At 66.0% G+C, this 12,338-nt stretch carries 12 protein-coding genes and 2 pseudogenes; 10 read left to right on the forward strand and 4 right to left on the reverse strand.

Annotation, left to right across the window (positions count from 1 at the left end):
* Together ACIQ7H_RS12305 and ACIQ7H_RS12310 are read left to right on the forward strand one after the other, a co-directional pair.
* Positions 1-356 (forward strand): annotated as a pseudogene (locus ACIQ7H_RS12305) (TCP-1/cpn60 chaperonin family protein); the annotation flags it as partial.
* Positions 357-599: 243 nt separating this feature from the next.
* Positions 600-1,700 (forward strand): GNAT family N-acetyltransferase, encoded by a 1,101-nt coding sequence (locus tag ACIQ7H_RS12310; protein WP_395791851.1) that lies wholly within the window; start codon positions 600-602, stop codon positions 1,698-1,700.
* 855 nt (positions 1,701-2,555) lie between these two features.
* On the opposite strand, the gene ACIQ7H_RS12315 is transcribed toward ACIQ7H_RS12310, so the two are convergent.
* Positions 2,556-3,467, reverse strand: coding sequence for a serine protease (locus tag ACIQ7H_RS12315; protein WP_395791853.1), 912 nt, complete (start codon positions 3,465-3,467; stop codon positions 2,556-2,558).
* Between the two features lie 618 nt (positions 3,468-4,085).
* Here ACIQ7H_RS12315 and ACIQ7H_RS12320 point away from each other — a divergent pair.
* Positions 4,086-4,235 (forward strand): annotated as a pseudogene (locus ACIQ7H_RS12320) (endonuclease); the annotation flags it as partial.
* Between the two features lie 106 nt (positions 4,236-4,341).
* Here ACIQ7H_RS12320 and ACIQ7H_RS12325 read toward each other — a convergent pair.
* Positions 4,342-5,220 carry a sterol desaturase family protein gene (locus tag ACIQ7H_RS12325; protein ID WP_395791855.1) on the reverse strand — a complete coding sequence of 293 codons (879 nt, stop codon included), beginning with the start codon at positions 5,218-5,220 and terminating at the stop codon, positions 4,342-4,344.
* 92 nt (positions 5,221-5,312) lie between these two features.
* Here ACIQ7H_RS12325 and ACIQ7H_RS12330 point away from each other — a divergent pair, with 92 nt between their 5' ends.
* The 3 genes from ACIQ7H_RS12330 to ACIQ7H_RS12340 all read left to right on the forward strand — a co-directional run bounded on the left by ACIQ7H_RS12330 (position 5,313) and on the right by ACIQ7H_RS12340 (position 6,955).
* Entirely contained in the window at positions 5,313-5,918 is a 606-nt protein-coding gene (locus tag ACIQ7H_RS12330; RefSeq protein WP_395791857.1) for a TetR/AcrR family transcriptional regulator, read from the forward strand.
* A gap of 305 nt (positions 5,919-6,223) precedes the next feature.
* Complete coding sequence (locus ACIQ7H_RS12335; protein WP_395791859.1) at positions 6,224-6,616, forward strand: MAPEG family protein; 393 nt, start codon at positions 6,224-6,226, stop codon at positions 6,614-6,616.
* Positions 6,617-6,661: 45 nt separating this feature from the next.
* Positions 6,662-6,955 carry a hypothetical protein gene (locus ACIQ7H_RS12340; RefSeq protein ID WP_395791861.1) on the forward strand — a complete coding sequence of 98 codons (294 nt, stop codon included), beginning with the start codon at positions 6,662-6,664 and terminating at the stop codon, positions 6,953-6,955.
* A 58-nt stretch (positions 6,956-7,013) separates the two neighbouring features.
* Here ACIQ7H_RS12340 and ACIQ7H_RS12345 read toward each other — a convergent pair whose 3' ends face one another.
* Positions 7,014-7,394, reverse strand: coding sequence for an amidohydrolase family protein (locus ACIQ7H_RS12345; RefSeq protein WP_395791863.1), 381 nt, complete (start codon positions 7,392-7,394; stop codon positions 7,014-7,016).
* Positions 7,395-8,131: 737 nt separating this feature from the next.
* Here ACIQ7H_RS12345 and ACIQ7H_RS12350 point away from each other — a divergent pair.
* Genes ACIQ7H_RS12350 through ACIQ7H_RS12365 form a run of 4 tightly spaced genes read left to right on the forward strand, consistent with a single transcriptional unit; the run spans position 8,132 to position 10,276 of the window.
* The gene (locus ACIQ7H_RS12350) at positions 8,132-8,662 is read left to right on the forward strand and encodes a hypothetical protein (RefSeq protein ID WP_395791865.1); all 531 of its coding nucleotides are present in this window, start codon (positions 8,132-8,134) and stop codon (positions 8,660-8,662) included.
* Between the two features lie 25 nt (positions 8,663-8,687).
* A complete protein-coding gene (locus ACIQ7H_RS12355) occupies positions 8,688-8,924 on the forward strand; it encodes a hypothetical protein (RefSeq protein WP_395791867.1) in 237 nt (78 codons plus the stop codon).
* A gap of 31 nt (positions 8,925-8,955) precedes the next feature.
* A complete protein-coding gene (locus ACIQ7H_RS12360) occupies positions 8,956-9,144 on the forward strand; it encodes a hypothetical protein (protein ID WP_395791869.1) in 189 nt (62 codons plus the stop codon).
* Positions 9,122-10,276 (forward strand): hypothetical protein, encoded by a 1,155-nt coding sequence (locus ACIQ7H_RS12365; RefSeq protein WP_395791871.1) that lies wholly within the window; start codon positions 9,122-9,124, stop codon positions 10,274-10,276. Before ACIQ7H_RS12360 ends, ACIQ7H_RS12365 begins: the two co-directional genes overlap by 23 nt.
* 10 nt (positions 10,277-10,286) lie before the next feature.
* Here the strand turns inward: ACIQ7H_RS12365 and ACIQ7H_RS12370 are convergent, their stop codons facing one another.
* Positions 10,287-11,795: a DUF4832 domain-containing protein gene (locus ACIQ7H_RS12370; protein WP_395791873.1), complete on the reverse strand. Its 1,509-nt coding sequence runs from the start codon at positions 11,793-11,795 to the stop codon at positions 10,287-10,289.
* Positions 11,796-12,338: the final 543 nt, after the last annotated feature.

The following is a 12,338-nucleotide window of genomic DNA, read 5'->3' on the forward strand; positions in this document are numbered from 1 at the left end:
CATCCAGGCCCGCATCAAGCAGATCAAGGCGCAGATCGAGGAGACCTCCTCCGACTACGACCGCGAGAAGCTGCAGGAGCGCGTGGCCAAGCTGGCCGGCGGCGTCGCCGTCATCAAGGTCGGTGCTGCCACCGAGATCGAGATGAAAGAGAAGAAGGCCCGCGTTGAAGACGCCCTGCACGCCACCCGTGCAGCGGTGGAAGAAGGCGTGGTCCCCGGCGGCGGCGTGGCACTGATCCGTGCGCTGACCGCGATCCGCGATCTGCGCGGCATCAACGAAGAGCAGAACCACGGCATCGTGATCGCCACGCGCCATGGAAGCCCCGTTGCGCGAGATCGTCACCAACGCCGGCGAACCGCGCCAGTTCATCGCATCGCCGGACGCCTGCAACGTGGGCCCACAGAACGATTCCCCGTCATCAAAACCGTAGCTTGACTGCGGCGTATCGAGTCTGGCCCCGACGTCATGCGGATCGGCGCCGCGCTGACGGCTCTCGCGCCGGGCTTCGATTGCGCATGCCCCCCGGCGCCTGTCGACACGGGTTCGCGGGCCGCCGCATCTGTCTGCCCTTGTCGCACCACAGACCGTCGGCGCGCCTTTGGATCGCGTTCGGCGCTGTGCGCCGGGGCGTTGCGAGCGCTTTCACGGGCAGATATGTTACGCCTTACACAACGACTGGAAGGACGTCATGGAATACATCTCCCGCCTGGGCCTGGTCGCCCTGGGTAGCCGACTTCGTGCCGTCAGCGAGCGGGTGTACGCCGTCGCGGACGACGTGTACCGGGCGCTGGGTTTGCAGCTTCAGGCGCGTTGGCTGCCGGTGTTGCGGATCCTCAACGACCGTGGCGCGTTGACGGTGGGAGAGATCGCGCAGGCGGTCGGCCAAACGCACTCCGCCGTGAGTCAACTCGCGCAGCGGCTGCTCGCCTTGGATTGGCTTGCGGTTGAAGCCGACCCCACGGACGGACGCGTGCGCCGGCTGTCCATCACTCCGAAGGCGCAGGCTGAACTGCGCAGGGCGAAGCCGTACTGGCGCGCCATCGAGGACGTCTACGCCGCGCACTGCCACGCGCATGGCATCGACCTGTTGCATGCGCTGACGACGTTCGAGAGGGTGATCACGCCGACACTCGCCGACGAAGTGCTCGCGCGCGGCGCCGGAGCCGCCCGCGACGCATTGCGGATCGTGCCTTACGCGCCCGCGCTCGCGCCGCACTTCCTTCGGCTCAACGAAGCCTGGCTGCGTCGATACTTCTATGTCGAGGAAATCGACCATCGCGTGCTATCCAACCCGGAGCCGGAGATCCTCGCCCGAGGCGGCAGCATCCTGTTCGCGATGCTCGGCGACGACGTGGTGGGCACCTGCGCGCTGCTGCCGGATGCGGCCAAATCCTACGAACTCACCAAGATGGCCGTGGACGAGTCGCGCCAGGGGCTGGGTATCGGCCGCGCGTTGCTGGAGGCGGCCATTGCGGAGTTCCGCCGCCGCGGCGGCCAGAGACTGTTCCTCGAGACCAACAGCAAGCTCATTCCGGCCCTGCGGCTGTACGAGAGCCTCGGGTTCGAGCGGCAGCCCTCGATCAAGCCCGATTCGCACTACGCCCGAGCCGATGTCTACATGGTCTGGCGTGATCCGCAGGACGGCGCGACCCCGCGACGCAGCCCACGCAAGGCCAAGCCATTGCGTCGGAGGGAGTGACAAGGTCCGGGGTCAGCGCTCGCTTGCCTAGGTCGCTGCAGGTTGCGCGCGCCTCGAGCCCGAGCACACGCTGCTTTGCGCGTTGGCTGGGCCCACTGTCGGCAGTTCATGACACGGCGCGCAGAGCGCAGCCTGGTTGGGCCGCTTCGCGGCTACCAGGTGCTTCGCGCCAACGCCGGCCTGGTGATCACCACCGAAGCCATGGTCGCCGAGCTGCAAAGAAGGACGCCCCGGCCGGCGGTGACCACGCTCACGGCATCGGCAGCATGAGTGGCATGGACTTCCAAGTCCTGCAGCTCGATGCACGACGCACGGCGACCGCTAGCGGCCGCTGTCGCTTTGGAAGGATCCGGAAACGGAAGCCCCGCAGCGATGCGGGACGTTTTCGTGGGCAGGCGCAAGCTGCGGCCTGGCGATCGGACCCGGCGCCGTCTTTCCGGCGACACGGGTTGTCCGAGCCGAAGACGACACGCTGCTGGCCTGTGCGCGGGTGGCCGACGCATGATTCATCGCCTCTACGCCCGGTTGGCGCAGGCGGGGAAGCTGCGTTCTCGGCTGATCAGACCTGCCCCGAGCTTTGGTCCGCGCATGGCGCTTTCGTCAAGGTCGAGGCGAAACTGCATAGCGCTCTGTGCCTGTGATCGCCCCACGCGGAGCCTCGGATGGCGTCGCCTCTCGGCACCTGGCCGGATCGGCGCCGCGCACTGGGATGCTGGTCTGCTGACATGCGCCGACCCAAGGCCGGCGCATGTCGTGTAGAGAACGTCGCCCTGGCCTGCGACATTCACGATCGCGGGTGAGTGCGGTGGACTGTTGGACTCGATCTGGCCTGCCTGCAGCTCGATTGCGCGCAGGTCAGGATCCGGCAATGCCGGTGATGAAGTTGCGGATTGCAGTGTTCGAAATGCGCGTGTAGACGCCGAAGTAGTTCGGGCTTGCGCACCCGTTGCCCCAACTCGTGATGCCGGTCAGCACGGAACCGCGGGCGAGCGGACCCCCTGAGTCACCTTGGCAGGTGTCGATGCCGCCACTGTCGCGGCCTGCGCAGAGCATCCGGCTGGTGATCTCTCCACTGTAGGAGTTGGAGTCGTTGCAGTTCGTACGGCTGGCCAGCGGTACGGATACCTTTCGAAGGTCGATCGGTGAGCTGCCGCCTTCCGAGGTTGCACCCCAACCGGTGGCCAGCAGAGCCGTGCCCTGCGCTGGGTCCGCTGTCGCAAGCGATGCGAGGGGGGCGCCTGTTGCCGATGATGAGAGCTGCCACACCGCGACGTCATAGTCGTAGGTGCTCGCGTTGTAGCTCGGGTGGATCACAATGCGCGTCACATTGCGGCGTACGCCACTGCCATCGAGCCTGCGGGTGCCAGTCAGAACCTGGACTTGACCTGTGGTGACGAAGTCGCTGCAGTGTGCGGCGGTGATGATGTAGTTGGCCTTGTAGAGCGTGCCGCCACAGAACTGGGCGTTGGCGGTGTTCGCAATGTTCCTCTGCAGCAAGGCCACCTGGAATGGGTTGTCAGAGGCGGTGGCCAGCGTGCCGCCAACGATCATCGGCCCCATCATCTTCTCGATGTCAGCCTCGCGCAGGTCAGGCATCGCTGCCATTGTGCGTTCGGCAACACGCAGCTTGACGTACTCACTCATCCAGTTTTTCGCGGGCTGCTCTGCTTGTGCCATGACGGGCAGTAGTGAAGAACCAACGGCGATCGCACATGTGGCGGCAAGCGCGCGGAGCGCGCGTGTTTTCCTCATCGAAGCGTTGCGCATGTGTCTTCCTCCAACGTGGGGTGGTCGAGCCCAGCGCGCCGCGCGCACGGCGGGCGAGTCTGGGTCACTGGTCGATGTGATGCCTCGTGGACAGGCTCGCAGCCAAACTGCGCGTGTGAGGCTCAGCGTAATGGTGCTTTGAGGCAAGAGTTCTACGCCAGCACAGTTCAGGCGAGCCGAGAGCAAGACTGATCGCAGTTTTCCAGGCTGTCAACCGAATGCAGAGCCGCATGTGCTTTCGGATCTGATCGCCTGGGCTGCGCTACGTTTCTGGCAGCTGCGCCTGCCGATTCGCAAGGTCATACTCCTCACGAAAGTGAGCTTTAGTGCAGAGCACATCCTTTGAAATCAACGGTCCGCCGCAGGCGATCTATGGGCCGGCGACCAAGTTCGGGGGGCAGCCGGTTTGGATCGGGCCGCCCCGCTGGCCGTTGGGGCCGGAGCAGGGAAGCCACATGCGGCTGCTTTGCCAGATCGCGCTGAACGAGACCTTGTTCCCTGGGTGTGGCGGGTGGATGGCCTGCGTGTTCCCTCTCCATCCCCTGCGCGCACGCCTCGTTGCAACGACACGCTCAAGGTCGTGAGTCGTATCCAGGATGACTGGTTCTGGTTCTCACAATGCGTTGTCAGTCCGGTTGCTTCTTGCGACGCGACGTGGGCCTGCTGAGCACTGTGCTGACCTGGCATCAGCACGACCCGCCCAATGCACAGGAACGCCTGCGCGATGATGCAGTGCAAGGCTACCAAGGCAATCGCAATCCGTTTATCGATCAATCGGAATCGGCAACGTCGGCGCTGTTTGCCTCAACGAAGCCGGCGAGCCGCCAAATCCAGCAAGCTGCAATGGCGCTGATCCAGCAGAGGGGGTGGCAGCTCAGGCCGCACCTTTCGTTTGGCCCGCAGACTTGCGCATGGACACCAGCGCGCCCCACAGCTCCGGGCCACTGCGAGCAGCACGCACATCGCGCCACCAGCGCCCGATCTCCAGTGTGTGGATGGTCCACGGGTTGCTGCTGTCGATAGCTTGTGTGAGCCCGTAGCGCACAGGTTCTTCTTCGCGCGCGAACGTGCCGAACAGGCGATCCCAAATCATCAAGACCGCGCCGTAGTTTTTGTCGATGTACTGCACTTGCACACCGTGGTGCACGCGATGGTTGGACGGCGTGTTGAGCCAGCCATCGAACCACCGCAAGCGACCGACGGTCTCGGTGTGAATCCACTGCTGCCACGCCAGAATCAGGCCAAAGCAGGCAGCCACGAGCACCGGATTGAAGCCGACGAACACCGCCGGCAGGTAGAACCAAGGCGAGAGAAATCCGTCCACGAACGACACGCGCAATGCGGTGGTTTGGTCGAACTGATGCGAGCTGTGATGCACCGAATGGGAGACCGCCCAGTACGGGCGAAACTGGTGCGCGCATCGATGATCCCAGTAGTACAGGAGGTCGACCAGCAACCCGCACGCGAGCGCCGTCCATGGGGTAGTTGGGATCGACCATGGGCTGAGTGCCGCAGCCCCGCCCCACAGCGCGGTGATGAAGCCCAGCACCACGCCGCCCATGAGGACGGCTGGCACGGTCACGCTCGCCGAGGCCAGCATCTCCAGCACCGCCTTGCGATTCAACGTTCCGGCGCGATGGCGCTGCCACAGTTCGAACGGCAGGAAGACCAGCAGCAACGCGCCCAGCACCGCGGCCGCGAGGCCCAGCCACTGCTCGATGCCGCTCGGGGGAAACGCGGGGAGAACGTCCACGGCCCAGCTCCATAAATGAGTGAGCGTTCACTTTATGTATCGACTGCTCGCCGGTCAAGGTAGACTGAGCGCTCATTCAGCGAATCCTCACCATGCGCACCGCGAACCCGGAACTCCAAGAACAGCGCCGCCAGCAGATTCTTCAGGCGGCAGGTGTCTGCTTTGCCGAAAAAGGCTTTCACCAAACGAGCATGGCCGAAATCGCCAAGGCGGCCGGCCTGAGCATGGGCCTGCTCTATCGCTACTTTGCCAACAAGGACTCACTCGTCTTGACCTTCGCAGAAGTGAGCCGCGCGCAGTCGGTGACGATGTTCGAATCGCTCGCGACCAGTGACCGACCGAGGCAGGAACTCGCCGCGATCGTGGACACGCTGCTCGGCGAAGTACTGGACCCGGCACTGTTGCGACTGCAGATGGAGGTGATGGCCGAGGCCTGCCGCAATGCACCCTTGATGGCGGCTCTACGACGCGAGGATCAACTCGGGCGACAGGCGCTTCTGGAGAGCGTCGAGGCCCTGCGAAAGCGCGACCTGATCAAGCCGCAGGTGCCCGCGCCCGCCTTGGTCGAGCTGCTGAACGCGCTGTTCGAGGGCCTGACGGTGCGCTTGGCCATGCAGCCCGATCTGGATCGCGAGCGCTTGCGCAAAGCAACGCTCACCAGTGTGCTGAGCCTGCTGGGCGCCAGCCCTGCCCTCTAGCAGCCTGTCGGACTTGGGTTGGCCGGGCTCCAAATCCTCCTGCGCGGTCCGCTTTTCCGCCGATTCTCGGCTTGGCCGCTGGCTGCTGGCTGGTGGAGCGAACAGCTTTGGACAGTGCTGCTGGGCTTGCAGGACAGAAGTGCGCGCGGAGCGAGAAGGCGAACGGACACCTCGGGCACCCATCACAGAGTCTCCCCGAGCGCTGGCGATGGCGGCGGCAGTGATCTGTATTCGTCGCACGTGGCCGATTCAGGCACCGCGCAAGTCTGTACCTTTCGCAGCACCGTTCGCGAGGAGCTCCGCCAATGCTGAACCCGTTGATCCTGCCCATGGCCGCGCATTTGGCCTTGGCCGCGCTGCTGTATGCCGCGCTGACCGTGGCGCGTGCGCCCAAGGTCTGGGGCATCGGCCGTCGAGCGGATGGTTCGAATCCGTTCGCCACGATCGAGCCGCGCTTGAGCGCCAATCTGTCGAATCAGTTCGAGTGGCCGCTGTTCTTCCATCTGGCCTGTCTGCTGCTGCCGAGCCCATCGGGCGCCGCTCTGCTGCTGGCCTGGGCCTTCATCGCCGGTCGAGTGCTGCACAGCGCGGTGCAGGTGTTCACCACCAACGTGCGCCTGCGCGGGCTGGTGTTCATGCTGAACTTCGTGGCCGTGCTGGGGCTTTGGTCTCTGCTGGTCAAGGCCTCGCTTCGCTGAGCGCGGCACCTCGAACACCGGACGCGGAAGATCAGAGGACCAGGCATGGCGAACACGTTGCAGTGCGGCACCCACGGCGAGCGCGAGGCGCGCTTCGTCTGCGACCATCTGTTCCAGAACCTGCGCGCGACGAGCCCGCAGCGCCTGTTCTACTTCGAGCCCGAGCACGCAGCGGATGAGCCGACACCGGCGATCTGGTGCGGGGGCTGCGAGGCGGTGATCCAGCGCGAGGGCGAGATCAACGCTGTGGTGCTGGAGGTGGCGAACTTCCGTGCGGTCTGCGATTTCTGCTTCCAGCGCTATCTCGATGCCGGCGAGCCCGCGCCAGCGGAGGCGTGAGAGTATCCGCCAGGACAATCAGAACGGGGCGCCAGCGCGCCCCCGTTTCCGTCCACGTTCATCGCATTGACGGAAGGCCTCGGGGCGCCTTGACCACGGCGCCGGCCTTCATCACGCAGGGCACATTGCGCATCAGGCTGCTGGTTTCGATCGGGTTGTCGGCCACAGCGACGACATCGGCCAACTTGCCAACCTCCAGGCTGCCCTGGCTTTCCCATTCGCCCAGCGGTTTGGCGGCGTTGCTGGTCGCGCTCTGCAGGGCCAAGTGGGCGAGCATGCCGGCCTCGGCCATAAGCTCGGACTTGCGCGCGTTCTCGCCGTGCCGTGACACCCCGGGATCGATGCCGAGGTCCATATTGAAGCCAACATAAGAGCGGCCCGCGGTGCCCTGGATCAGGGCACCGATGCGCTGGGCGTTCGGGCGCACGATCTCAACCATTGCATGAGAACTGCCGAAAGTGGCGGAGTATCGTGCCTCGAACTGGCGCGGGCAGCGGGAGCGCGGTGCAGTATCTGATTGATTCAGTGCCCCGCGCCTCGCTGGAAATGATGCTGGCCCTTGGCTCGAAACGACCGCTGCGCTCAGCCACGGGAGCTCATTCCGTCGACCAAGCCCTCGGCGCATCGGATGAAGGAGTCACGAATCCGCTCCGCGGTCGGTTCGGCCGCCCAGGCCCAGAGCAGGCCCTGGCCCTCAAGGGTGGCCGTGACCTGGCAGGCGAAGGCTTCGGGCGGTCGGGGTCGAAGAACCCGTCCGTCGGCGTTATCGGACCGGTAAAGTCGGGCTCTGCCTCGACGGCTTGCTGGCGGCCCCGAACCAGCTCCGCGCGGTCGGGAAAGAGCGACAGCAGGAAGCGGAAGTAGCTGGCCAGCTCGATCTGCTGGTCGAGGAGTCCGGCCAGGTGGTCCCCGTATCCAGCAGCCAGGCTGCGCACCAGGGTCGCCGAGTCCGGGGCCTCGCTCGGCTCTTCGGCGGGCAAGACACCGGTGAAAAAATGGTCCACGCAAGCCTCGAATTCGCGCTGGTACTGACCTGCCCGCCGCTTCGCCGCTCCTTGCCAAGCAGCGCTTGAGTGCCGCTTTCGAGGCCCTGAAAGCTGCCGGCCTTGCTGCTGTGGGCGACCGTGTTTCGCCAACCGAGGCCGCGTCTACAACACTTGCCCTGGTGGTGGTGACGTGAGCATCCAGCAGAGCATCCACGCGATCTACCAAAGCCGCCGCGACCGCGCGAAGATCGACGCCGAGCTTGAAGCGCTGCAGAAGCAACTTGACGAGAGCAGTGGCCACCGCGAGGAAGACGCCCGCCGTGCCCCGCTGGAGAACGTCGCGATTGAACTGGAGCTCTCTGGTCCTGCGGCGGTCCGACAAGAACAGGGAAGCGCGGCGGCTGCACTCATGTCCCGCATCGACTGCATCCGGCTACGCGTCCCGGGGGGAGCCGGTGACACCTGGAGCAGTCGCGCCGGTGACCCGCCATCGTCAAAACGCAACTCACCGATTCCAGGCTGCATCGCAGCTACGCAGCGTGTCCGCCATGCGAGACATGCGCGGCGCGAGTGCGCCTGGCAGCAACATGGCACCACGAAAGGGTGTGCGACGGTTGCGGCAGGCGAATACGGTCCAGCCACTCAGCGGAAGCGGCGAGTGTCCGAAACAGCCCAGTTCTGGCTCGACGCTCTCCGGTTGGGAAATCTGTCAACGCTGTAGACACCATCGGGAATGGCTGGCGTGTGTGCTTCTATCTATAGCGATCGCCCCAGCGGCCAACACGAACGAGATCCACCGCCCCATCAGTGCCATTCGCCTGTTCCGCCTCACCGCTGGCAAGGCCGCCGAGCTGCAGGGCGATGCCTCGGACCTTGAGAACCCGCTGCAGACCCTGATCGAAGCCAACCTCGACGTGCTGCTAGGCATTGATTTTCTGGCCAGCGAGTATTCGCCTGCGGCTTCTTCGTCGCTGTACGAGTAGGCCGCCGCCCTTCAACCACCGAGGCCACCCCATGCGCCGCACGCTCCTGACCGTCTACGCCCTCGCGCTCGCCGCGGTGAGCTTCTGTCTGCTGCTGTGGCCGGGCTTCGAGCTTACGCGTGCGCTGCTGGATCGGAATCTGGGTGGGCCGGAGCCCGCCGCGCAAGGCCTGGCGTTGGCATCGGGCACTGGCGCCGGTGTACGCGGACTGGGCGCGTGAGCGGGTCGCCAGCGGCGCGGCGGCGCGGCTGTCGATGCATGACATCGCCGGCACCGAGTGGCCTTTGTTCGGCAGCGTGTTCTTTCTGCGCGCCACCGAGAATCTGGATCAGGCCTGGCAGCGCGCACCAACGAGCGATCGGCCAGCCGTCTACGCGCGCGCGGCGATCGATGCCTCGGCCGACCTGCTGGCCGATCCGGGGCAGGCGAGCTGGGTGCAGCAGCATTGGGGCGCTGCGGAGTATCTGAGCCGCGAGAATGTGTTCTACCGGATGCTGCTGATTGATGGCTTGGCGACACAGCTTCGGCTGACCGGCGAGAGCCCTCATCGTGAACTGTTGCTGCAGCAGGTGCAGGGCTTGGCGCGGGAGTTGGCGGGCTCGGAGACGGGTCTGTTGGCGGACTATCCCGAACAGACGTTTCCCGCCGATGTGGCTGCGGCGTGGCATGCGATTCTGCGCGCCGATGCGGTGCTGGGCACAGACCACAGCGCGCTCGCTGCGCAGGGTCTACGCGGCTTTGTCGACGCGATGGCGCCGCAGTTCGCGCTGCCGCCGTATGCGTGGTTCGGCGAAGAGGCGACCGAGGTGCGCGGCTGTGCCAACGCCTGGCTGCTGCATTCCGCGCCATTCGTCTGGCCGCAGGCCGCGCGCGCGTGGGCGGCGCGGCATCGTGAGCAATTCTGGTCGCAGGGCTTCTGGCTGAGCGGCTGGCGCGAGTTCGAGCACGGCCGCGGCGATGGTTTCTATATGGACGTCGATTCCGGGCCGGTGCTGGCTGGCTTCGGCACTTCGGCCACGGCGTTCGGCTTGGGCGCAGCGCGCAGCCTGGGTGATCAGCGCGAGGCGCGCGCGGTGGCGCTGCAGGCGATCGCGGCTAGCGTTCCGCTGCCGAACGGTCGGCTGCTGCTGCCGCGTCTGCTGTCGGATGTCGCCGATGCGCCGCTGCTGGGCGAGGCGGCCCTGCTCTACAACCTGAGCCAGCCGCCGGCGCCGGGCTTTGGCGGAACATCGCCAGCGCCACAGTGGCGTGAGGTGCCGGGTCTGGTGTGGTTGGTGTTGCTCGTGCAGTGGGTGCTGGGCCCGCTGGTGATGCTGCGGGCCTGGGTGCGGCTGCGGCAGAGCTGGCGCTGAGGCGCGAGGGCTACAGCGCCTCGAAACCGTCGCCGAACAGCGGGCCGTTTGCCGCGCTGAGCACATTGATCGAGCCCAGCACGACCCGGCCGTCGGCATCGCGGGGGCCGCTGTTCAACAGCACGATCGGGCTGCCCGGCACCAGCGGCATCAGGCGCAGCCGCAGGCTGTGGCTGCCGGTAGCGCTGTTGGTCGGCAGGCTGTGGGTTTCGCTGATCAGCAGCGGTGTGCCGGCAAGGGCGTCGCGCAGGTCGGCGCCCAGCAGCAGGGTGAAGCGAGTGACTCCGCCACTGTCGAGGCCATCGATCGCCAGCACATGGCCGTGATACAGCGGTGCCACGCCGCTGTTGGCAAGTTCGACGCTCAGGCTGAAAGGCTGGCCGGGCACCAGGCTGTCCGGCAGGCTGACGCGATCGGCATGCAGGCGATAGCCCAGGCCGGCGCGAATCTGGTTCATCGCGCTGCTGTGGCCGGATTCCTGATGCTTGCCGGCTGGGCCGAGAAAGCTGAAGTGGTAGTCGCGCAACAGGCTCAGCACATCGGCGGTGCGCGCGGTCCAGGTGTTCTTCTGGTCGCTGAAGGGGCTCTCGCCGGAGATCGGCCCGCTGCGCCAGTTGTCGCGCGAGCCCGGCGTGACATTGGCCATCGCCCATTCCAGGTTCCAGTCGCCGCCGGAACTGCAGCGCGGCATCGCCGGGCTGAAGCGCGAGCACAGCGCGGTGAAGGACGGGAAGTAGTCCTCATGGAAGCCGAACTCGACGCCGAGCGCATCCGGATTGCGCGCGTAGCGGGTCTGCAGCGGCGTTCGGCTGAAGGCCGCGGCATAGGCATCGCGCACGCTGGCCTTGATCGCGGCGGCGGGCGCGTTCTGCGTGCAGCCCGACTGATGCCATTCACCCCACAGGCCGAGCAGTCCGACCTGGATCGCACTGATCCGCGGATGGCCGTCGTAGCGGGCCGCCAGGGCGGTAATCAGCTGGGTCATCTGCAGTGCCATCTGCGGATGGTTCCAGTCCGGCGTGCGGCCGGGGCCGTCGCCGTCACAGCTGCTGTAGTCGACCGCCGGAATGTTCAGCGGCGCCTGCTCCAGAAACAGCGGATAGTCGCGCTGGAGCTGACCACCGGTGTAGTAGGTGCTCAGCCCGCTGAAGCTGCCGTCGGGATAGTCGGCCACCAGCCGCAGGACGAAGGTGGCGTTCGGGGTGGCGTTGATCAGCGGCTGCAGGCGGCGCTGCTCGAAGCCGGCCCAGTCGAACTCCTGGTCGCTGGTTTCGATCTCCCGCCACGGCACGTAGACGTGATGGATCCGCGCGCCGTAGTGATTGGCGCTGCCGGGGGTGGTGCCCCAGAGCATGAAGCCGATGTGCGGATTGGGGTGGATCTCGTCGGTGCGCGTCGGGGTGAATTCGGCGGCCTCGACGCGCCCCAGTAGCACCAGCGTCGTCAGCAGCAGGCCGGCGTAGGCGACATAGCTGAGTCGGCGCGCGAGCGGGTTCGGGCGGATCGAACGGATCGGCATGGGCTTGGGCTCGGATGCGAATGCGATGCCTTTATAGGCCGCGTTGCATTTAGAAGCATGTGTCAAATTCACGTTTCGGGGAACTGCTTCGAAGGCGCCCTGTCGCGGCACGAGCGGGCTCGGCGGGTACTGTCGGCTGCACCCTGCCGAGTCCGCGAATCGCGGGAACCTGATCAAACCCTGTCCCCGCCTCGTTGCCGACCTGGCGTGAATTCGGGTTCGGCCGCCCCGCAATGCGTCGCCGAGTGACCCCGGGCGTCAGCTTTCCGAACGCTGGCGAGCCAAAGCAGCCAAGCGCAGGCCGAACAGGGACACGCCGGCCCCAGGCATCGTTCCTGGCATTCGCGGTTGCAACCCCAGTCCGCCGAGCGCTGGACTACGCGCACACGCGGTTGTTGACGGAGCGCGCACAGCTCGGCACAAAACTTTTCATTTTTTGCGAACTTACGCACACTGCTTGGCGCATTTCGTGCAGATTCGCAGCGCGTCGCATCACACCGCCGTCGCGCCTTTCAAGAGGCGCCAGCCGGCACTGCTGTCTGC

Source organism: Aquimonas sp., from assembly GCF_044377145.1.
Taxonomy (GTDB): Bacteria; Pseudomonadota; Gammaproteobacteria; order Xanthomonadales; family Xanthomonadaceae; genus Aquimonas.

What these genes read in the sequence shown, in the direction of transcription:
- ACIQ7H_RS12345 (WP_395791863.1), bottom strand. Translation starts at nt 7,394, where the DNA reads ATGGTTGAGATCGTGCGCCCGAACGCCCAGCGCATCGGTGCCCTGATC.
- ACIQ7H_RS12315 (WP_395791853.1), bottom strand. Translation starts at nt 3,467, where the DNA reads ATGCGCAACGCTTCGATGAGGAAAACACGCGCGCTCCGCGCGCTTGCC.
- ACIQ7H_RS12360 (WP_395791869.1), top strand. Translation starts at nt 8,956, where the DNA reads ATGCGCCGCACGCTCCTGACCGTCTACGCCCTCGCGCTCGCCGCGGTG.
- ACIQ7H_RS12340 (WP_395791861.1), top strand. Translation starts at nt 6,662, where the DNA reads ATGGCGAACACGTTGCAGTGCGGCACCCACGGCGAGCGCGAGGCGCGC.
- ACIQ7H_RS12330 (WP_395791857.1), top strand. Translation starts at nt 5,313, where the DNA reads ATGCGCACCGCGAACCCGGAACTCCAAGAACAGCGCCGCCAGCAGATT.
- ACIQ7H_RS12370 (WP_395791873.1), bottom strand. Translation starts at nt 11,795, where the DNA reads ATGCCGATCCGTTCGATCCGCCCGAACCCGCTCGCGCGCCGACTCAGC.
- ACIQ7H_RS12335 (WP_395791859.1), top strand. Translation starts at nt 6,224, where the DNA reads ATGCTGAACCCGTTGATCCTGCCCATGGCCGCGCATTTGGCCTTGGCC.